This is a genomic window from Cytobacillus oceanisediminis, from assembly GCF_007830235.1.
GTDB classification, from domain to species: domain Bacteria; phylum Bacillota; class Bacilli; order Bacillales; family Cytobacillaceae; genus Cytobacillus; species Cytobacillus oceanisediminis.
This window is the reverse complement of the sequence record NZ_VLKI01000001.1, coordinates 676,431-696,757: the sequence shown is the minus strand read 5'-3', so window position 1 is coordinate 696,757 and position 20,327 is coordinate 676,431. Positions and strand designations below refer to the sequence as shown.

Annotated in this window: 21 protein-coding genes; 15 read left to right on the top strand and 6 right to left on the bottom strand. The window is 40.2% G+C overall.

The genetic code is table 11. The annotated features are described in order from the left end of the window. The first annotated feature begins 284 nt into the window (after positions 1 to 284). Together trhO and IQ19_RS03420 are read left to right on the top strand one after the other, a co-directional pair. Positions 285 to 1,235: an oxygen-dependent tRNA uridine(34) hydroxylase TrhO gene (trhO, locus tag IQ19_RS03425; RefSeq protein ID WP_144539821.1), complete on the top strand. Its 951-nt coding sequence runs from the start codon at positions 285 to 287 to the stop codon at positions 1,233 to 1,235. Between the two features lie 115 nt (positions 1,236 to 1,350). After that, a complete protein-coding gene (locus tag IQ19_RS03420) occupies positions 1,351 to 1,971 on the top strand; it encodes a LysE family translocator (protein WP_144539818.1) in 621 nt (206 codons plus the stop codon). 151 nt (positions 1,972 to 2,122) lie between these two features. On the opposite strand, the gene IQ19_RS03415 is transcribed toward IQ19_RS03420, so the two are convergent. Continuing rightward, the gene (locus IQ19_RS03415; protein ID WP_338422623.1) at positions 2,123 to 2,746 is read right to left on the bottom strand and encodes a uracil-DNA glycosylase family protein; all 624 of its coding nucleotides are present in this window, start codon (positions 2,744 to 2,746) and stop codon (positions 2,123 to 2,125) included. 353 nt (positions 2,747 to 3,099) lie between these two features. Here IQ19_RS03415 and IQ19_RS03410 point away from each other — a divergent pair, with 353 nt between their 5' ends. From IQ19_RS03410 to IQ19_RS03390, 5 genes are all read left to right on the top strand, one after another. Further along, positions 3,100 to 3,438, top strand: coding sequence for a hypothetical protein (locus IQ19_RS03410; RefSeq protein WP_338422622.1), 339 nt, complete (start codon positions 3,100 to 3,102; stop codon positions 3,436 to 3,438). Further along, positions 3,435 to 3,851: a hypothetical protein gene (locus IQ19_RS03405; protein ID WP_144539814.1), complete on the top strand. Its 417-nt coding sequence runs from the start codon at positions 3,435 to 3,437 to the stop codon at positions 3,849 to 3,851. Before IQ19_RS03410 ends, IQ19_RS03405 begins: the two co-directional genes overlap by 4 nt. Before the next feature lie 94 nt (positions 3,852 to 3,945). Next, a complete protein-coding gene (locus tag IQ19_RS03400; RefSeq protein WP_144539812.1) occupies positions 3,946 to 7,164 on the top strand; it encodes a DEAD/DEAH box helicase in 3,219 nt (1,072 codons plus the stop codon). Positions 7,165 to 7,177: 13 nt separating this feature from the next. Further along, on the top strand, positions 7,178 to 7,390 hold the full coding sequence (locus IQ19_RS03395; RefSeq protein ID WP_144539810.1) for a helix-hairpin-helix domain-containing protein: 213 nt from the start codon (positions 7,178 to 7,180) through the stop codon (positions 7,388 to 7,390). A 394-nt stretch (positions 7,391 to 7,784) separates the two neighbouring features. Continuing rightward, positions 7,785 to 8,234 carry a GyrI-like domain-containing protein gene (locus IQ19_RS03390; RefSeq protein WP_144539808.1) on the top strand — a complete coding sequence of 150 codons (450 nt, stop codon included), beginning with the start codon at positions 7,785 to 7,787 and terminating at the stop codon, positions 8,232 to 8,234. A gap of 41 nt (positions 8,235 to 8,275) precedes the next feature. On the opposite strand, the gene IQ19_RS03385 is transcribed toward IQ19_RS03390, so the two are convergent. After that, the gene (locus tag IQ19_RS03385; RefSeq protein WP_144539806.1) at positions 8,276 to 8,902 is read right to left on the bottom strand and encodes a metal-dependent hydrolase; all 627 of its coding nucleotides are present in this window, start codon (positions 8,900 to 8,902) and stop codon (positions 8,276 to 8,278) included. A gap of 244 nt (positions 8,903 to 9,146) precedes the next feature. On the opposite strand from IQ19_RS03385, the gene IQ19_RS03380 reads away from it, so the two are divergent. Next, complete coding sequence (locus IQ19_RS03380) at positions 9,147 to 10,313, top strand: TraB/GumN family protein (protein WP_144539805.1); 1,167 nt, start codon at positions 9,147 to 9,149, stop codon at positions 10,311 to 10,313. 121 nt (positions 10,314 to 10,434) lie between these two features. Further along, positions 10,435 to 11,445 (top strand): DUF3231 family protein, encoded by a 1,011-nt coding sequence (locus tag IQ19_RS03375; RefSeq protein ID WP_144539802.1) that lies wholly within the window; start codon positions 10,435 to 10,437, stop codon positions 11,443 to 11,445. Positions 11,446 to 11,589: 144 nt separating this feature from the next. Here IQ19_RS03375 and IQ19_RS03370 read toward each other — a convergent pair whose 3' ends face one another. Both IQ19_RS03370 and IQ19_RS03365 read right to left on the bottom strand, forming a co-directional pair. After that, complete coding sequence (locus tag IQ19_RS03370) at positions 11,590 to 12,753, bottom strand: ABC transporter permease (protein ID WP_242020881.1); 1,164 nt, start codon at positions 12,751 to 12,753, stop codon at positions 11,590 to 11,592. Beyond that, positions 12,713 to 13,645, bottom strand: a complete 933-nt coding sequence (locus IQ19_RS03365) for an ABC transporter ATP-binding protein (RefSeq protein WP_242020880.1) — start codon at positions 13,643 to 13,645, stop codon at positions 12,713 to 12,715. Before IQ19_RS03365 ends, IQ19_RS03370 begins: the two co-directional genes overlap by 41 nt. A 401-nt stretch (positions 13,646 to 14,046) precedes the next feature. Between IQ19_RS03365 and IQ19_RS03360 the strand changes: the two genes are divergently transcribed. The 3 genes from IQ19_RS03360 to IQ19_RS03350 all read left to right on the top strand — a co-directional run bounded on the left by IQ19_RS03360 (position 14,047) and on the right by IQ19_RS03350 (position 16,683). After that, on the top strand, positions 14,047 to 15,465 hold the full coding sequence (locus IQ19_RS03360) for a tetratricopeptide repeat protein (protein ID WP_144539800.1): 1,419 nt from the start codon (positions 14,047 to 14,049) through the stop codon (positions 15,463 to 15,465). Positions 15,466 to 15,765: 300 nt separating this feature from the next. Continuing rightward, the gene (locus IQ19_RS03355) at positions 15,766 to 16,329 is read left to right on the top strand and encodes a maltose acetyltransferase domain-containing protein (protein WP_144539798.1); all 564 of its coding nucleotides are present in this window, start codon (positions 15,766 to 15,768) and stop codon (positions 16,327 to 16,329) included. A gap of 84 nt (positions 16,330 to 16,413) precedes the next feature. Beyond that, positions 16,414 to 16,683 (top strand): hypothetical protein, encoded by a 270-nt coding sequence (locus IQ19_RS03350; protein ID WP_144539796.1) that lies wholly within the window; start codon positions 16,414 to 16,416, stop codon positions 16,681 to 16,683. A gap of 136 nt (positions 16,684 to 16,819) precedes the next feature. On the opposite strand, the gene IQ19_RS03345 is transcribed toward IQ19_RS03350, so the two are convergent. Next, complete coding sequence (locus tag IQ19_RS03345; protein ID WP_144539794.1) at positions 16,820 to 17,185, bottom strand: hypothetical protein; 366 nt, start codon at positions 17,183 to 17,185, stop codon at positions 16,820 to 16,822. Positions 17,186 to 17,330: 145 nt separating this feature from the next. Beyond that, positions 17,331 to 17,672 carry a hypothetical protein gene (locus IQ19_RS03340; RefSeq protein ID WP_144539792.1) on the bottom strand — a complete coding sequence of 114 codons (342 nt, stop codon included), beginning with the start codon at positions 17,670 to 17,672 and terminating at the stop codon, positions 17,331 to 17,333. Positions 17,673 to 17,832: 160 nt separating this feature from the next. Here IQ19_RS03340 and IQ19_RS03335 point away from each other — a divergent pair, with 160 nt between their 5' ends. From IQ19_RS03335 to dnaN, 3 genes are all read left to right on the top strand, one after another. Continuing rightward, positions 17,833 to 18,639 carry a pentapeptide repeat-containing protein gene (locus IQ19_RS03335; protein WP_144540091.1) on the top strand — a complete coding sequence of 269 codons (807 nt, stop codon included), beginning with the start codon at positions 17,833 to 17,835 and terminating at the stop codon, positions 18,637 to 18,639. Positions 18,640 to 18,659: 20 nt separating this feature from the next. Further along, positions 18,660 to 19,118 (top strand): NUDIX hydrolase, encoded by a 459-nt coding sequence (locus IQ19_RS03330; RefSeq protein ID WP_144539790.1) that lies wholly within the window; start codon positions 18,660 to 18,662, stop codon positions 19,116 to 19,118. Between the two features lie 67 nt (positions 19,119 to 19,185). Continuing rightward, on the top strand, positions 19,186 to 20,316 hold the full coding sequence (dnaN, locus tag IQ19_RS03325) for a DNA polymerase III subunit beta (RefSeq protein WP_144539788.1): 1,131 nt from the start codon (positions 19,186 to 19,188) through the stop codon (positions 20,314 to 20,316). Positions 20,317 to 20,327 lie beyond the last annotated feature (11 nt).

Here is a 20,327-nt window from a genome sequence, read left to right as displayed (position 1 = left end):
AAATAATTTTATACCAGGAAACTGATCTGGGGGTGATTACTGGGATGGATCTTTTCGGAAATATCTTACAAAATTAAATATACACGGACTCGAATATGAGAAGCGGTATGGAAATCCATATGTTTTACCTATTAATATGATTGAAGTTCCGGTTTTCTTGGGACAAATAGGCATCTCTATTATGAAACTTGACTCAGTTTGTTATACTAATATAGGTAAGAATATATGTTTAAACCTATTAACAGATATATCTTGCAAATATTAAGTGATAGGTGGAAATAAAAATGAGTCAAAAACCATACAGAGTTTTGCTGTATTATATGTATGTTCCGATTGAGGATCCAGAGGAGTTCGCAAAGGAGCACAAAGCGTTTTGTAACGAGCTTGGCCTTAAGGGGCGTATTCTTGTTGCAAATGAGGGAATTAACGGGACTGTTTCAGGACCAGTTGAACAGACTGATCGTTATATGGAAGTGATGAAACAGGATCCGCGTTTTGCGGAGATGGTTTTCAAGATTGATGAAGCGGATGGGCACGCTTTCCCAAAAATGAAGGTGCGCGCCCGCCAAGAGCTGGTAACACTTCGTCTTGAAGACGATGTTAATCCGAACCAGCTGACAGGCGAATATCTTGAGCCTAAAGAATTTTACAAGAGGCTCCAGGATGAAAATACTGTCGTGTTAGATGCACGCAATGATTATGAATATGATCTTGGCCACTTTAGAGGGGCGATCAGACCTGATATAAAAAATTTCCGTGACTTGCCTGAGTGGGTCCGTGAAAATAAAGAAATGCTTGGCGACAAAAAGATTATCACGTATTGCACAGGAGGGATCCGCTGTGAAAAATTTTCCGGCTGGCTTCTGCAAGAAGGCTTTAAAGATGTAGCCCAGCTTCATGGAGGAATTGTCACATACGGAAAAGATCCTGAAGTTCAAGGCGACCTGTGGGATGGCCAGCTTTACGTATTCGATGACAGAATCGGCGTACCGGTCAACCAGAAGGAGCATGTAGTCGTAGGGAAAGATTATTTCTCCGGGGAACCATGCGAACGCTATGTAAACTGCGCTAATCCTGAATGCAATAAAAAGATTCTATGCTCAGAAGAAAACGAGCATAAATATATGCGCAGCTGTTCAGATGAATGCCGCATACACCCAAGTAACCGTTATATCGCGGAGCATGGGCTGACAGAAGCAGAAATAGAAGAACGATTAGAAAAAGTGAATCCCTAATATGGCGAGAGCAGATTTTCTTTTGGAAAATCTGCTCTTTTTATGATTGGAAAATTCATGAAACCTGCTATAATAAATTCAATATTTTAAAAACATTAGGGTGGGAGGGTGAAATTTGGAGAACTTTCTTTTGTTCCTGTTTATGTCGTTTCTGCTGGTAATCCTGCCGGGGCCGGATACAGGAATATTAATCCAAAATACCATATCAAGCGGCAAAAAAAGCGGGATTAAAACAATGTTTGGCTCTGTGGCAGGGCTGCTTGTCCACACGATGGCTGTTGTGTTTGGCTTATCCGCGTTGATTGTAAAATCAGCATACATTTTTTCGATTATTAAATATGCCGGCGCGATGTACCTCATATACTTGGGCGTTGTTTCACTGAAATCCCTGTCATCTCAACGGACGCAGACGGAAGGTGTCAAAAAGCACAGGAAAAACAAATCCCATTTCCTGCAGGGGTTTTTCACATGTGTGTCTAATCCGAAGGTAGCCGTCTTCTTTTTGACGTTCTTCCCTCAATTTGTAAGCCCGGGTGGAAACCACTTTGTCCAATTTCTGACAATGGGATTCACCTATAGTATTATTACAATCGTTTGGTTCTTTTTCTATGTTTATTTAATCGACTTTTTCAGAAATTGGCTGAAAAAGCCTGCTGTAAATAACGTTCTGCAAGGTGTTTCAGGAGTAGTTTTAATGGGTTTTGGTATTAAATTGGCTCTGGAGAAACAGCCGTAAGGCAAAGGGACTGCTAAAGATGGGTAATCCGGATATAGCAGTCTCTTTTAGGGTCTAAGACTTGAATATCCTGCCTGATGCTTCTTTTTCTCAAGTTTGCAGGTCTATTCACCAACGGTTGAGAGAAAACAGATTGCATCCTGTCCTCTCTTTATATTTGATCTGACCACTTTCTGACTGTTTGAGCAAGCGAGTTTTTTTGTTCCTCAAATTGCCTAACCCGATGGCCATTTGCACCAGATGGATGCGGGAATCCAAATAAGATTGTATGACCAGCGAGCTTGTTGGCTTCCATCAGATGGCGGATGATGGTTTCAGCTGTTTTGCCAAGAGGGATGATGAGGGCGTTCTTTTTAATTTCTCCGATTTCTTCTGCAAAAACCTTTGTTGCATATTCAGTCAGGAGCTTTGACTGAAAGATGCCAGGCTGATGGCCAGTATAATTTTTGGCACGGTAGAAGACAGGGTATTTTATGACTGAGGTTGTATGCAGGAGTGTCCTGTCTTCATTAAAAAGGGCTGATGAGCCATTTATATGAAGAGATTCTGGAATGCCGCATTGATCAAGCATTGCCATTAAGTTAGCCCGCATTGCACCGGCAAAACCGGCTGCTATCTTCGTTTCCCTCAAGACAACTTCCATTGCTTTTTCAGCTGCAAAGCCCTTTAGAAAATGTTCATAGGCAATCTTCATCTGGCTCCAGCCAGGCGTGATGCCCACTATGATGATTCTTGCTTTTTTATTGATATATTCATTGTGGGGCGAATAGTACATCTCTAATTCCCAACTTTCTGAATTAAAAAATCTTCTGATAACAGATCTTCTTTTGTTAATGGCATTGAATCATTTAATGTTCGGATTGTCTGCAAAAAAGCAGGCAGCAATGTATGTGTCATAAGAGATCCCCTTAATCCAAAGATTGATTTTCCATAATATTACCAAATGGTGAATAAAAAAAGCCACTCAAGGGAGATTAACAAATAAAAAGGACCATTCATATGATAGGACTGCTCATTGCCATCACTCTGTTTAATCTTACCGCATTTAAATCGAATAAACGCCTGACCAAAAACCAAATTGTACATATATGGTTATTTACAATATCAGCTCAGCAGGTCTTTGACTGCATGATTGAATTCAAATACTGGGGCTACTGGTATTTCACAAAAGAACCGAATTGGGGCGGACTGGCGGCACATATTTTTGTAGTGCCGCCAGTCAATATGATGTTTCTGAACTGGTACCCTTTCAACTCAGACCTTATTAAACGGGTAACATATATAATCTTCTGGGTAGTTGCCATACTGCTGTATGAAGTATTGGCTTTGCTTCCAGAGCCATGGGGTTATTTCCGCTATGGCTGGTGGGAATTGTGGTATGCAGCCGCCCTAGATCCAATCCTTTTATTTGTCATGTTAAAGTATTATAAGTGGATTTGCGCATTGGAAAAAGAGGCATGTAAATGAAGAATGCTGTAAAAATTTTAGCTATCGTTTTTTTTGTAACTTTAACGTTTGAAAAGGCAGAAGCTTCTTCACTATGGGGGCATCCCCATTCAATTGTTTTTAAAGGGGAAAGTAAGAATTGGTTTGTGGAGCACAAAAGGTTTCTCATTGGAACAATGGTTGAATATGAGACGAGTCTTACATATAAAGGAACCAATCAATACATTAAGAAGGTCCGTTACTTAACTTATCTAATCACCGATGGAGCATCCGATCTTGCAGGGGATTTTTCCTTAAAGTGCGGTTCCGAATATAAAACGGAAAGAATCGAATGCGGAGGCTGCAGATACCTGGATAAGCAGGAAAGCTTAACGTTTATTCTTGATGAGTACGGAAAGTTTGAAGAGAGGATTATTCTCAAAAGAGAGAGGTGATAGGACCTCTCTTTTTGCGTTTGTTCATTAAATGAATTTTAGTCCTTTATTATGGTACAATTTTTATATCATTGTCCCTGGAAGGAGAGCGTTTGTGGATATTAAATTAACTCATAAAAGTATAAAAGAAATGTGCGGCACAGTCTCCTTCAAAAGAGGGGACGCTTTTTTTCGAAATAATAAAGTAAGCTTTAACGAATATACCGCTGATCGCTGCGAAGCAACGGTAGCTGCAGCGGAAGATTTTTATGTGAAGGTTGAAAAGGATTCGGGAAGCAGCTTTCAAACTTCTTGCAGCTGTCCGAAGCTTGCTTCCTTTGATAAGGAATGCCAGCATGTTGCGGCTGTGCTGCTGGCAATATATGAACTGCAGCAGAAGGGAACACCAGTAATCAATTCTTCGCAAGAACAGATGGCTGCACCGCCAGAAAATTCACTCACGGACGGTTTGCTGACGCTTTTCAGCAATTCGGCTGTCCGATCAAGCGGACATCAGCTGCATTTTGAAAACAGACAAGTGCTTGAATCGGAATTTACATGTCAGCCGGTGCATTTGGGCAAAGGCCAATATTTATTCACCATAAAATTAAAGATAGGCCCTACACCGGTTCTTGATATCCGCGATTTCCTCCAATCGGTAAAAGAAGGAAAACCATGTTTGTTATCCCTAACATTTACATATGATTCAAATCTGCATTGCTTTAAACCTGAATCAGCTGCTGTTATCCAGCAGCTGATCCAGGTTATACAAGATGAATCCGTTTATGTGAATGCCTTGTTGGACGAATTTGACTATACAGCCAGCAAAGATATGCTATTGATTCCACCCTCATCATGGGAGCGGATCAAACCAAGTCTTGCACATGCGGAAAAAGTGAAGCTTGAAGTAGTTGGAAAAACATTTGAAAGGTTTCATTTTTCAGATGAGAGTTTGCCATTACGATTTGAATTATTAGAAGCGGACAGGAGGTACTATTTGAGAATTAAAGGGCTTGACCGTTTGCTTGTCCTGAATTCTTACAATTCCGTTCTATATGGCGGCAAGTTCATCACGCTAAATAAAGAGGATTGCCATCGGCTGTATGATCTCACACAAATGATTGAAACTGCAGGGGAAAATATGATTCCAATCGCTGCGGAACAAATGGAGCTTTTTTTGGAAAAAGTAATCCCAGGTTTGCGGAAATTAGGTGAAGTGCAAATTTCAGAGGAGATGGCCAAGCAGTTTTTAAAGACTCCTCTTGTTGCTAAGCTCTACCTGGATCGTTTGAAAAATCGCCTCCTTGCCGGCCTGGAATTTCACTATGAAAATATTGTGATTAATCCATTGGAAAGACGGGAACCACGAGGCGGAGCACGGATTATTCGGGATGTTGAAAAGGAAGATGAAATCCTGCAGCTGATGGAGGAAAGCTCGTTTGCCAGGACGGACGGCGGTTATTTTTTGCAAAATGAAGAGCTTGAATATGAGTTTCTTTATCATGTCATTCCGAAGCTGCAAAAGCTCTTGCAAATATATGCTACAACGGCAGTTAGAAATCGTATTTTCAGGGAAAACGCTAAGCCGCAAATCCGGATTAGAGTGAAAAAGGAACGGACCAATTGGCTGGAGTTCAAGTTTGAAATGACCGGAATTGCAGATCAGGAAATCCGTGATATTTTATATGCCCTTGAGGAAAAACGGAAATATTATCGATTGCGAAATGGTTCGCTGCTATCTTTGGAAGCAAAGGAGTTTGAAGAAATCCAGCGATTTTTGAATGCTGTACCCGTGCAGGCTGAAGATCTGGAAAGCGGATTGGATATGCCGATTGTCCAGGGCCTTAGAATGCTGGATACAGTTGGGGAAAAGGATACATTTCGGCAGGAGGAGTCTTTCCGAAAGTTTTTAGCCACTCTTGAAAACCCGGATAGCCTGCAGATTGAGGTGCCGGAAAGCCTGGATACAGTTCTCAGGGATTATCAAAGACATGGCTATAAATGGATGAAGGCACTTGCACATTATGGCTTTGGCGGCATTTTGGCCGATGATATGGGGCTGGGCAAAACGCTGCAAAGCATTGCGTTTATACGATCTGAGCTTCCTGATATCCGGGATAATAAGGTTCCTGCGCTGATTGTATGCCCTTCTTCGTTAACTTACAACTGGTTAAGCGAACTGATGAAATTTGCACCGGAAATTCAAGCGGTAGTCGTAGACGGCAATCAGTTTGAACGGGCAGAGCTGCAGAAAGATTTAACTGGCATTGATGTAGTCATCACATCTTATCCGCTGCTTTTAAAAGACTTTAAATGGTATGAAATACAGGATTTTCACACAGTATTTTTTGATGAAGCCCAGGCGTTTAAGAATCCGGTAACACAGACAGCAAGGGCAGTGAAGAAGATACAGGCTAAACACCGCTTTGCTCTGACTGGAACACCGGTTGAAAACTCGCTTGAAGAACTGTGGTCTATATTTCACGTGGTATTTCCTGAGTTATTTCAGGGCTTGAAGGATTACAGTAATTTGACCAGAAAGACAATTGCACGGAGAATTCGGCCATTTCTGTTGAGAAGGCTGAAGGAGGATGTCCTTTCTGAGCTTCCTGAAAAAATGGAATCGATTGATTCTGTTGAGCTTCTGCCTGAGCAGAAAAAGTTATATGCTGCTTATTTGGCAAAACTGCGGGAGGACACTCTGAAGCATCTAAATAAAGATACAATCAGGAAAAACCGTATTAAAATTCTTGCCGGGTTGACCCGTTTGCGGCAAATTTGCTGCCATCCTGCTTTATTTGTTGACGGCTATAAAGGCAGTTCGGCTAAATTTGAACAGCTCAAGAGAATTATTGAAGAATCAAGGCTTTCAGGCAGAAGGGTGCTTATTTTTTCACAGTTTACAAAAATGCTTAATCTGATTGGAAGAGAGCTGGCGCTTGAGGGATTGCCATTTTTCTACCTTGATGGGCAAACACCTTCCGAGGAACGTGTCGAGGTTTGCCGCCGCTATAATGAAGGAGAGCGGGATTTTTTCCTTATTTCGCTGAAAGCTGGGGGAACAGGCCTCAATCTGACCGGTGCGGATACCGTCATATTATATGATTTGTGGTGGAATCCGGCGGTTGAGGAACAGGCAGCCGACCGGGCACACCGCATGGGCCAGACTAATACAGTCCAGGTCATCAAGCTTTTGGCCCGCGGCACGATTGAGGAAAAAATGAATGAACTGCAGGACAAAAAGAAAAACTTGATTGAAGAAATCATAAACTCCGATGAAAAATCTGCAAAGAGCCTGACGGAAGAGGATATACGGGAAATATTAATGATCTAAAAGGAGAATACAGATGTCGGAAAAACAAATCAAAGAGAGCGATATGCCAGAAAAGCTTGCAAAACCAGCAAGACGGGCACTTGAAGGCGCAGGCTATTTTCGGCTGGAGCAACTTGCGGGTGTTCCTGAAGAAGAAATAATGAAGCTGCATGGAATGGGGCCGAATGCAATAGAAAAACTCCGCAAGGCATTGGCTGAAAAGGGATTAGCATTTGCAGATGAATAACAATGGGCGCGTCTTAAATGATGCGCCAATTTTTGTGAAAAGCCGCGTCAGATTAAGGAGTTGTGCATAAACCATTAAGAGTGGTTCATAAATTTAAAAAGTTGTACGCAAAAGTAGAAAAGTGGTTCATAAAATTTGAAAGCGAGGATAAAAGTGTTTTTTTCTTTTGAAAAATACTCTTTTCTCGGTCAATACGTCTCGAATATCAGCTGAATTTTAAGATAAAGTTAAGAACATTCCAAATAAATAGCTGAACATGGAAGATAAATAGAGAAAATGCTAGATTAATCTCTCAACATGGTAGCTATTAAAAAAAATAGTTTAAATAAAGAAGGGGATTTACCAAATTTTAGAGAAAGGAATAATGATTTAAAATGTTTGGAGGTTATTTCCGATGTGTAAAGTGGTTTCGAAGGAATTTAAAGCAGTGGTTATGAGGAACAGGGGACATTTTAGAGATTATGCTGAATTGGTCCCTAAAGCCGCACAGCATTTCCTGAAGCGGGCACATGATATACCAAACAGTACAGGTGTTGAGGTTTCCATTTATGAACCTAAGAGAGATCCAACGCATAGAGAAGGAACCTTTTTCGTAGGCTGTTTAGTAAATGGCGATGCAGAGTCTTTGCCAGAAGGAATGGAGTACATACGAGCTGGGAATTCATACGCAACGATTAGAGGCAAGGTAACGGAAATGGGACAGTTGTACAGCGAATTGGACAAATGGATTGGAGAGCAGGGTTATCAATATGGCTCGCCTGAACATTATATTTTGGAAGTCTATTGCCCGGTGGAAAATGATACAGAGGATGTTGAAGTCTATATTCCTATCAAGAGTTCATAAATATGACCGCCCAGAGGATATCTCTGAGCGGTTTTTTGAAATTAAATTTCCTTGGACGAAATCGGGAGAAATAGCTTGATGCCCCTTTTATTGAACGGCAGCATTTTAAAATCAGCTATTAAATGGCTTATGTATCCTGCGAGGCAGGTATAGAAAACTCCATTGATTCCGAGGGATACTTCAAATTTTGAAGCGATGTAGCCAAAGAATATAACACCAACTATTGAATGGGTATAGCTGCGATGTGAAACGAATGAAGCGATTAAAATATAAATCCCAAACAATATCAGCCACAGTTCCTGGAGGGAGATCCCGCCTGCCAGGACGCCGATTCCAGTTATGGTCAGCATATGCTTTTGCCTGATGCGGGAGGAAATGGCGACCATACCAATTCCGATGGCTATGCCAAGCCATTTCTCTTTAGAGTTTCCTTCATAGAAACTGTAAATAATCATTAAAATTCCGATTAGCTGGGCAACTGTCCGTACCACTTCATGTGATAATGTGATCCGGTCACGAAGCTTTCCATCAATGTCCAGGTCGGGGATCAATCCTGACACTCCTCCTAAACCAACCAATAATAGTGTTGCGGAGGGGCTGGCATGAACAGTGTTCGCAACCACGTATCCTGCTGCTGCTCCGATTGCTGCATGGGCGGTACCATTCAAAATTTTTTCCACCTTTATGAGATATTTGCATTTTTTTCATGCTCTATTATTTTATAACAAAACATTTGTTCTGTTTAGTGTTTACTAGAATTTAGTGCTATTCTCCCAAGCAGTGCTTAATTATCTTGGGCAATCATGGCAGGGTTCATGGTATAATGAACAAATGAAACATACATAAGTTTGTAAGATGAAATGACGTTTTAATCGCAATGCAAGAATTTGTTTTTTTTAAAGGAAGGTATTTATGGCTGAGGAAAACATAACGAGGATTCATTTAGATGGCAAAGAATACATATTGATTGGAACAGCACACGTTTCAAAGCACAGTGCAGAACAGGTTAAAGAAGTAATTGAAGCAGAGCACCCGGACTCTGTTTGTGTAGAATTGGATGAGCAGAGGTATCAATCGATAACTGAGGGCAGCAAGTGGAAGGAAATGGACATCATCCAGGTTATTAAGGAGAAGAAAGCTTCCCTCCTTTTAATGAATTTGGCCATTTCTTCTTTTCAAAACCGGATGGCAGATCAATTTGGCATTAAGGCTGGACAGGAAATGATTCAGGGTATCGAATCAGCGAAAGAAACGGGAGCCAATCTCGTTCTGGCTGACCGCAATATCCAGATCACATTTGCACGGATTTGGGGAAATCTCGGTTTAAAGGGGAAGGCACTCCTGCTTAGCCAGGTGATCGCCAGCATCTTCAGCAAAGATACGATTTCAGAAGAAGAACTTGAAAAAATGAAAAACCAGGATACGATCAATGCGATTCTGAATGAGTTTACGGAATCTTTTCCCCGGTTAAAGACACCTTTAATTGACGAACGGGATCAGTATCTGGCGCAAAAAATTAAAGATGCACCAGGCGAAAAAATTGTTGCGGTATTAGGGGCAGCCCATGTACCGGGGATTAAAGAGGAAATTAAGAAAGAGCAGGATATGGCTCGATTGACTGCACGCCCGCCAAAATCCAATCTTCCTAAAATTATTGGATGGAGCATTCCTGTATTTATTTTGGCGATTATTGCTTACACTTTTTATGCCAATCCTTCTGCCGGATTTGCGCAGACGATCAGCTGGATTATTTGGAATGGCGCACTATCAGCCCTTGGAGCGGCCATTGCAATGGGGCATCCGCTTACGATTTTGACAGCCTTCGTGGCAGCGCCAATTACGTCATTGAACCCTCTGCTTGCAGCTGGCTGGTTTGCAGGCCTGACTCAAGCATATATACGCCGGCCCAGTGTACAGGATTTCGAAACTCTGTCAGAGGACGTTTTTAGTGTAAAAGGCTTTTGGCGGAACAAGGTCAGCCGCATTTTGCTGATTGTTGTGCTCTCGAATCTGGGAAGCTCTCTTGGTACTTTTATTGGCGGGGCAGATGTAATTAGGGTGTTTTTTGAGACCTTATAATTGTTTAAGGATGGGACCTTCGCGGTTTCATCCTTTTTTTATTTGTTAAAAAATATTGCTGCTGATTAAACCAGTATGATTAGGAAATACTATTTCAGACAAAATGGCAGGAGGGAAAGCAATGCCGAGCGTAAATAGTGAAGATAAACTTACAGCAGCTGAACTCGCAACCCTTTGGTCACAATATATTAATGACAGTTTATCCATTTGTGTCCTTCGTTATTTTTTAAGTCATGTAAAGGATAAAGAGATCCGTAAAGTACTTGAATATGCCCTTAATTTATCAGAGAGCCACATAAAAAAAATTAATGGATTTTTATCAAAAGAGAATCATCTCATCCCCATTGGTTTTACAGAAGACGATGTTAATTTGGATGCACCGTTATTATTTACGGATACTTATATGGGTGTATATATACATATCATGTCTATACATGGGGGAACCAGGTACACGGGTGCTTTGGGGAATTCAACCCGGAAGGACATAAGGAAATATATGATGCAGGTTATAAATGAAACCATGGAATTATATGATCGTTCGACAGATGTATTAATTAATAAAGGAATTATTGTAAAACCGCCGATTTTAAACAACCATATGGAAATTGATTTTGTAAAAAACCAAAGTTATTTAACTGGTTGGTTTGGAAAGCGTAGACCTATTAATGCAGTCGAAATCAGCGGGGTCTATCTGAACATGCAGAAAACAATGGGGAAAATTGTTTTAGAACTGGGATTCGGTCAAGCAGCGAAATCTAAAGATGTTCAAAAATATATGGAAAGAGGCAGACAACTTTGCTGCAAACACTTTGATATCCTATCTGTGATGTTACAGGAATCTCATTTAAATATTCCAAGAACATTTGAAGCGGAAGTAACTGATTCAACCATCCCTCCTTTTTCCGATAAACTTATGCTGTTTCATATATCAACCCTGCTGTCTTCGGCTATAGGCTATTATGGCGAAGCGATGTCTATGGCCCAGCGCAGGGATTTGTCGGCAAGTTACGCAAAAATGATCATAGAAATTGGAGTGTTAGCAGAAGACGGGATGAATCTATTAATAGAAAATGGCTGGTTTGAACAGCCTCCAATGGCTACAGACCATGAAGGTTTGTCAAAGAATAATTAAAGCTCGAGGGAGTAAAACACGTAGTTTTTGTAAGTCATAAAACGAGAATTGTTTGGGCAAACAGGTTAAATGAAATGGATCTGAGTAGTAAAGAGTAAAATTAAAAAGTGTTAGTTGCTCCTTAGGACAACTAACACTTTTTGTTTATCTGTCTGCAACAATTGCTTTTCTTTTATACAGCCACGATCCTAGAATGAAAGTAATGGTGCCCCAAATTACCATCACGCCAATTCCAAACCACAATGTGCCAGAAATAACACTTGTCTCATACACCATACTTTCTCTCAGGCCGTCCGCAAAATAGGTAAGCGGAAGTACATTAGAGACTGGCTGCAGCCATTCAGGCATGGTTTCAACCGGAAAAAACACACCGCTTAAAAACATCATAAGGAAGCTGACAATATTTGCAACGCCCATATAGGCTTCAGTCGTTTTGCTGAAAGAAGAAAAGAAGTATCCAAGGGCATTAAAGGACAAGGCTCCCATTAAGAAAACAACGACCAGACTAATAGGACTAATATAAAGATTGGCGCCGAAGATCAGAACACCAATTAACGATAGCAAGATGATTTGTATAATACTGAACAGCAATCTCATAACCATGTCGCTTAACCCAAATATGCCCATGTTTGCAGGAGTCATCCGCAGCCTTTTGATTAATCCTTTTCTTCGCATTTCTACCAGATCAACCATTCCGAACATACCGCCTTGAGCAATCGATAAAGCAATCATGCCGGTTAATAGAAAATCTGTATAATCTAATTCATTGCTCCCAGATGAAACAGATTTGTATTGTAATTCAAAAGAAGGCTCTGCACCGGCCGCAAATAAATTAGCCTGCTGTACAAATTTATCCAGAATGCCTGAAACCGCCTGAACTGCTGCACCTTGTTCATCCTCTTTATTTACAATAAGCAAAACAGAAGAGGCATCTGCTGATTCAGGCAAGATAATGGCTGCATCCACCTCCTGTCCTTTTACCCATTCCTCTGCTTTCTCCCTGCTGACAGGCGTGCCAGTTTTCACGTCAAATACCGGAAGTCCGCTGATTTGCGTAAACAGCATTTCCGAAGCAGGGTTCGGATTTGGATCGACAATGGCAATTTCTGATTGAAACTCTTCATCTGAATTTCCGCTAAAGATCACCATAAAGATAACCATCAGGATGACTGGAAAAAATATACCCCAAAACCACGCCTGTTTTTCACGGAGTGTCAATTTTAATTGAGCGGAAAGCATCATTTTAAATTGATGAAAATGTTTAATTTTAATCCCTCCATTCCTTGCCTGTAAAAGCAATAAATACATCTTCAAGGCTCATTTCCCGAATGGAGACCTGCTCCACCTGATATGCTTTCTCCTTGTTGAATTTGAACAAATCCAATAGTGTATCCTCCGGTTTTACGGCCCAGACTTTCAGGGATGTACCTTCACGCTCGGTTCTTGCGACAGACTCCAGGTTCCTGGAAAAGTGGTCAGCTTCCTCTGCAGCATTCTCGCCATCCAGGAATGATAATCTTATTTCGCGTTCATTTGTAAGTTTCTCAATAAGAGCAGAAGGAGAGTCAAGAGTGATAATGTTTCCCTGGTCCACGATGCATACACGATCACTTAATTTTTCGGCTTCTTCCATATAATGAGTGGTTAGAATGGTGGTCTTGCCTAATTGCTTCAGGTGAAGAATTATATCCCAAATATTTCGGCGTGCCTGAGGATCCAGGCCGGTTGTCGGTTCATCGAGAAAAATAATTTCCGGATCACTGATCAGCGCAAGGCCTATCGCCAGCCTTTGCCGCTGGCCGCCGGAAAGCTTTTTCACCTGATTTTTACGATGGTCAGTAAGGTTAATGATCTCGAGAATGTCGTCCGTTGGCCGTGCATGATCATAAAAAGAAGCAAAAAGATTCAGGTTTTCTTCAGGTGTTAATAAATCAAACATGGCGCTCGATTGGGGCTGGACGCCAATCTTCTTCTTGATGGCAACAGCGTTTTTACTCCAGCTGAGATCCCCAAAATGAATTTCACCATCATCTGGCGAAACCAAGCCTTCAATCATTTCCAATGTTGTCGTTTTGCCTGCACCGTTTGGACCGATAATCGTAAACACTTCCCCAGTGTTCACCGAAAAACTGATGTCCTGCACAGCCCGTATTGTACCGAACGACTTTTGCAGATTCCTCACTTCTAAAACCGTCATCATGCTTCCTCACTTTCATGGCGCTTCTGGGTCGGGTGAATGAGCTGAGTAGAATGTGCACCATCTAAAAAATTAGTAATCTTATATTTAATACGTTGCTTACTTTGAAAAAATTCATTTTCCAAATAAACTTAATAAATAGCTAATGACTAATTGAGTAATATTCGGAAGAATGTCAGATAAAGGCTCGGATTAACGATGAAATGTAGATGGGACCTTCAAGGATGTTCATTAAAGAGGCAGAGGGAAGGACCTTTCTAGATGATCGAGGTGCAAATGAGTGTGAACCATTTCCAAGTAACTCTTAGGACGGTCGCTTTTTAGAATCTGTTGGCGTATAATGAATCTATAGAAACAATTTCCTTAACTTTTTTCATCCGATTCTATAGGAGGCTGAGTGTATCATGAAAAATGAACAAATGTTGCCAACCCATATAACGTTTAAATCGAAGAAAGCCATAAAAAATGGAGAAGTGATTCGAACTGCGCTATTCGCAAGATTTAAGGTTACTGAAGTCGAGACAGAGTTTAAGGAAAAATATTATTTCATTTTCTACAAAAACAATCTCATCTATGGTGACCTGCTTGAACATATAGAAGAAGGCACCTTCATAGAGAAAGCGATGGAAGAAGGAATTGTATTAGAAAGAAATCATCCCTTTATATCCGTTCTAAATCAAGCCTCACCATTAACCATCCCTGCAAAAAATAAGCTCTTCTTAATGCTTCAACGTAATTATTCCCTCCTCGAAATACCGTGCATAACTGCTGCTCTCGATTCTTTTTTTTCAAAAGGCCAGCTTGGTCAAACCATCGAAAAAATCTTTTTCCACTTTAGAAGAAACGGCAGTTTTTTAAAGGCCTTTCAATCCATTCGTATATTGTCTGAGCTTTCACCTTCCTTAGTAACTGTGGGCGATATCCTCAATACCCGTGAGTTTAGTTCATATGCAAATTTCTACAGCACTTCACCCATTTCAGCCATTGATCAAAAGGATCCCTTATACACAGAATTTTACTGCTTCGCAAAACGCAAACATCCAGATCACCATAAAATGCTCGAAACCCTGCTGAAAAATCAGGAACGATATGCAGACTGGCTGCTGGTTTGGATGGAAGATAAAAAGCACCTTACACCAGAGTCAGCTAGAAGCAATACGGATCTTGCGCTTCACTACATACCGGTGGAGAATTGGATCCTTGCTTTATCAGAGGCAAACATAAATCCATATCAAGGGGTACAGCAATCTCTTGGGTTTATTGAAGACTTGATCAGTGATGGACAATTGGAGAAAGCGGCCATTTATTTGTTCCCATTTATTGAGGATCTTCCGGCAGAATATAATAAGATTCTAAATGAGCTGAGAAAACACCTGGATGCCCAATTTGTCGCATCCCATTTGGATGAATTTCTGCTTCTCCTCGAGCAGATTGACCAGGAAGATGATCCGATGCAAACGGAACAGCGGATTTTGCAGTTGATTGCTAAGCTGATGGAAGGACATGATGTATCGGCTGTATCTGATAAATTAAAGCCGATCTCCGAAAAGTTTCCGAACAGTCTGGCCATCCGAAAAATCAATAAAATGGCAGCAATATTGGAGGATCCCGACCGAATGATGGAATTAGGCCAATATTATGCAGAGTTTAGCCAGTATGATCAAGCTATCGAATGCTTCTTTTGGGAAATGGAACTTAAACCAACTGACCCAAACCCTGTATGGCAATTATGCAAAATGTATCAGCACAAAGGGTTGGTCCAAGAGGCCTCAGCCTATCAGCAAATTTACACTCAATTAAGAAGCAACGGGGAAACAGGGTGAAAGAGGGAAAGTTTCATTATGCTCATAATCTGAGAAGAAAAATTTCCTGATTTTTGCTCCTACTATTAAAATTTCTTAAAAATACCCATAAAATAAAGTTTCGCTCATAAAATGAAGATTTCGCTCAAAATTTAGGATTTCGCCATAAAATGAAAATTCCGCTTCGCCCATAATATAAATTTTTACTCATAAATCCTGTCAGTTGTTTATTAAATAAACAATTTCGCCGATAAAACTTGTTTTTCTTCCATAAACCTGTTTTCATAAGAGGAAAGTTATTCATAATGGGGAGATGTGTTAATGAAAACAGAAAAAGAAAAAATGCTTGCCGGCGAAATGTATGATCCTGCAGATCCGGAACTATTAAAACAACGTGAAAATGCAAGGCGACTGGTTAGGCTGATCAACCAAACAACAGAGATAGAAGGAGATAAACGGATCGGCCTGCTAAAAGAATTGTTTGGATCAACAGGTGATAATCTTTTTCTGGAGCCTACCTTTCGATGTGACTACGGCTACAATATCCACGTGGGCGAAAACTTTTTTGCCAACTTCGAATGTGTCATTCTTGATGTATGCGAGGTAAGGATTGGAAACAATTGCATGCTTGCTCCGGGCGTACATATTTATACGGCTGCTCATCCGCTTAATCCGACTGAACGAAATTCCGGAAGGGAATTTGGGAAGCCTGTGACAATCGGAAACAATGTCTGGATTGGCGGGGGAGCCATCATCAATCCTGGAGTGAATATAGGGGACAATGTGGTTATTGCATCTGGTGCAGTCGTCACCAAAGATGTTCCTGAGAATGTGGTTGTAGGCGGCAACCCTGCAAAAATAATGAAAAGTATTGAGATTGATTAAGAATAAAGTGCTTTATTTCTTAGGAGGTAAAGCTTTTTTTATGGAAACTAATCTATTCTAGCAGAAGGTTTTTTCTGGAGAATATTGAATACAAATAATGATTTGGTTTCTTGCACATTTGAAAACATGAACACATATTGGGCAAGCCGCATTCAGAAATTCGAGAAATCAATTGAGCAGCTGAAGTATTTGCCAGCTAGTTTGATAGATGAAGAAATTGAATGGACTGTACTCGGTTTGCTGCGCCAATTTTACACATTAAGAGAAAACAATATTATTTCTAACTTGGTGCAGGAGAGTACGCCTTGCAGCATATGCCGGAAGAATGCATGGAATTATCCGGGAAGCGATTAATATCCGGGACAGGGGTCAAGGAAAAATTCTTCGACTCAAAGGTGAACCGAATAAATGAAACTATTAGATTCTCAAACTATATTTTTAGTCAATCAGCCGCCATAATAATATGAAAACTGCCTGGCCAGACAGCTTTCTAGAAAAAGAACTTAAATAGAGAAAGACTCATTATTAGAAATAAAACAATCGAACCGCAAAAAATACCCACCATTTGTCTTCCTGCTTTTTGTTTTATCCGTAAGTATTCTGTATAAGTGATTTCACCTTTTGCAAACATGAGACCTGTTTCATTTGGTTCAATCATATAATGAATTCCATCAGAAGCCTCCAGTATCACTGATGAAATCAAAGGCAAACGCTCTAATGCAACCGTACCAGGGTCATTTATGGGAATTACATTCCCAGCAAAATTGACTTTTATAATTTTGTATTTTGTTTGTTTTCTCATGTCTTCATAAATATTAATGGCATGATGTTCAATTGCATTTGTGGAAACGCACAATTTTATCACCTCATTTTAATTAATTATATTTTAAAAATATGCAGAGGTGAATCGTTAATATTGAGGAGATATTTGAAGAAAATATGGAATAGGTTAAAAAAGAATGAGCTGCTCTAGAAGAGATAGCTCATTTACATAACTTTATTTAGGTCAATTTCATCGGAGTATCTAAATCATAAGAATCACGGTAGGACCGATAGGATACAAATTGTTTTCCGTGGGAAGATCCATCCAGCTGCAAGATGCGGTCATTGTTGGTTTCCATATAAAGTAAATCCTCATTCACTTTTAGCCGATAGAATGTGTAGGTGTTTCCGAGCAGCTCTTTTTTGGATATTTGTGTGTCAGGATGCTGTTGAATGAATTCAGCCAGCTGCTTAACTGAAACAGAAGGGATATCTGCCATTTCAAAGAACTTTCCTTTTAAATTGGTTTTTATTTTGCTAACTGCGTTCATAGCCTTGTCTTTGTATTTGTTTTTAGACATATGGTCACTCCTTGTTAGTGAGATTATTAAGCATAATTCCCATTTGTTAAAAGAATAAACAATATTGAGAAAGACGCGTCAAAATATTTCTGCTTGTTGTAAATTTAAGGTTTGTTATTTGAATTATATTTTAAAGGAAGTGCACGTTTTGTCTAATCAAATGAACCATTTAAGGTCTGATTGCGAAAATTGCTTTGGACTGTGCTGTGTAGCTTTGCCTTTTGCAAAATCCGCCGACTTTGCAATTAATAAGGAAGGAGGCATACCTTGCCCCAATCTGGAGTCTGATAATCGCTGCCGTATACATAGTAAACTTCGAAATAAGGGGTTTAAAGGCTGCACCTCTTATGAATGCTTTGGAGCTGGCCAAAAGGTCTCTCAAGATACTTTTGAAGGAAGAGACTGGCGCGACCATCCCAAGCTGGCCAAGGAAATGTTTGAAGTTTTTCCGGTAATGCAGCAGCTTCATGAAATGCTTTGCTATTTAACAGAGGCACTGCGCTTAGAATCAGCTCGGCCAATCCATAGTGAATTGAGAGTTGCTCAGGAAAAAACAGACTCTCTAACGAATTTGGAACCACACTTAATTATTGGCCTGGATGTTTCTGTCCATAGAGCAGTTGTGAATGATCTGCTTTTAAAAGCAAGTCAACTGGTTAGGTTTAATTCGGCTAGCGGAAAAATAAATGAGAAAAAGAAAAAAGAAGACTTTATAGGTGCGAAGCTACGAGGATCCGACCTTCGTAGAGCCAATTTAAGAGGAGCATTGTTTATTGCTGCGGATTTGAGAAAAGCGGATATGAGATATGCTGATCTTATTGGAGCAGACTTTAGAGAGGCAGATTTAAGCGGAGCGAATCTAACGGGCAGCATTTTTTTGACACAGTCACAGGTGAACTCAGCCAATGGTGATGTTCATACTAATTTGCCCGAATCTTTAAGGATGCCTGGCCATTGGGTTAAATAAAAATAGAAAGAGAGACAAAAATGACTCAAAATGGAATTGTGCTCGTTGCAAGTGTAACAATATTGAGGGACAGGAAAGTGTTAATGATAAAAGAGAATAAACCAACGGCGCTGAATAAGTGGAACTTCCCATCCGGCCGGATAGAAAGAGGGGAAGATATTCTTACAGCTGCATGCAGAGAAGCAAAAGAAGAAACTGGATTCGAAGTGAAGCTGACCCAATCGACAGGTCTCTATCGTTTTATCAGCAGCACCAATCATCAAGTCATACTATTTCATTTTACTGGTGAAATTATTGGCGGCTCTTTGAAGCTGGAGGAGGAAGAGATTGCAGACAGTAAATGGGTACCGCTTTGCGAGGTTTGGAGTTTTGAAGACAAGGAACTTCGTAATCCCGAAGTGATAAAACAGATTATGAATGCTGTAATAGATGATAAATATTACCCTTTAGAAATTTATAAAGAGAAATTAATCTATTGAAAGAAAAGGAATTTTCAGGAATTTTGTCGAATTAATACCCTATTGAATAATATAGGGTGATTTATAGATGGAATTTAAGATAAAGCACGAATTTTTTAATAATGCCATTTCAAATGTAAGTAAAGCGGTATCCTCAAAAACGCCCTTTCCCATTTTAACGGGCATTAAAGTTGCCGCAGAAGAAGATTGTTTAACACTTACCGGTAGCAATTCGGATATTTTTATAGAAAAAATCATTCCAGCAGTCATTGATGGAGTGAAAGTCCTGGAGGTTTTTGAGTCCGGAAATGCTGTCATAACAGCAAAATTTTTAAGTGAAATTGTAAAAAAAATGCCGAGTGACATCCATATTAAAGTAGACGAAGAGCAGCACATGACAATCACATCAGACGACATTCTTACAAACCTAAATGGCTTCCCCTCTGAAGAGTATCCAAAGCTTCCGCAAATGGAACACGCCGAGCATATTAAAATCCCAGCTATAAAATTAATGGAAATAATAAAGCAAACCGCTTTTGCTGCATCCAAGAATGAATCAAGGCCTGTCCTGACAGGTGTCCATATGTCTTTTAAGGAAAACCGCTTTTCGTGTGCTGCAACCAATTCACATCGTTTGGCATTAAGAGAAACTGAGATTGATTGCAATATCACTGGCTCTTTTATTGTTCCAGGCTCCAGCCTCAATCAACTCGCCAAGTTAATGAATCATGAAGCCGGTGTAATACATATATTTTTAACAGATAGCTATATTGTCTTTAAGGCTGAAACCATTTTACTTTACTCACGCCTGATTGAAGGCAGGTATCCGAATGTTTCCGGCCTTATTCCCCAGGAGGCAACGACGGTTATTACATTGAATACCAATCAGCTTTTAAATGGGATTGATCGGGCAACTCTGTTTGCGGGTGAATGGAAAAATAATAATGTTCATTTGGAGGTCAAAGAGGACTCAAAATTAAGAATTTCCTCTAATTCTTCGGCAATAGGGTATATTGAAGAAACTCAAAAGATAAATGATATTAGCGGTGAAAAAGAGTTATCCATTTCACTGGATGGAACCTTTTTAATGGAAGCTTTGAAGACAATCCAGGAAGATGAAGTTCGATTAAGCTTTGGCAGTTCAATGAGGCCGGTTTTGATTAAGCCGGTCGGAAATGATTTCTATTTGCATCTTATTTCCCCAGTGCGAACTAACTAATAAAGGAGGTC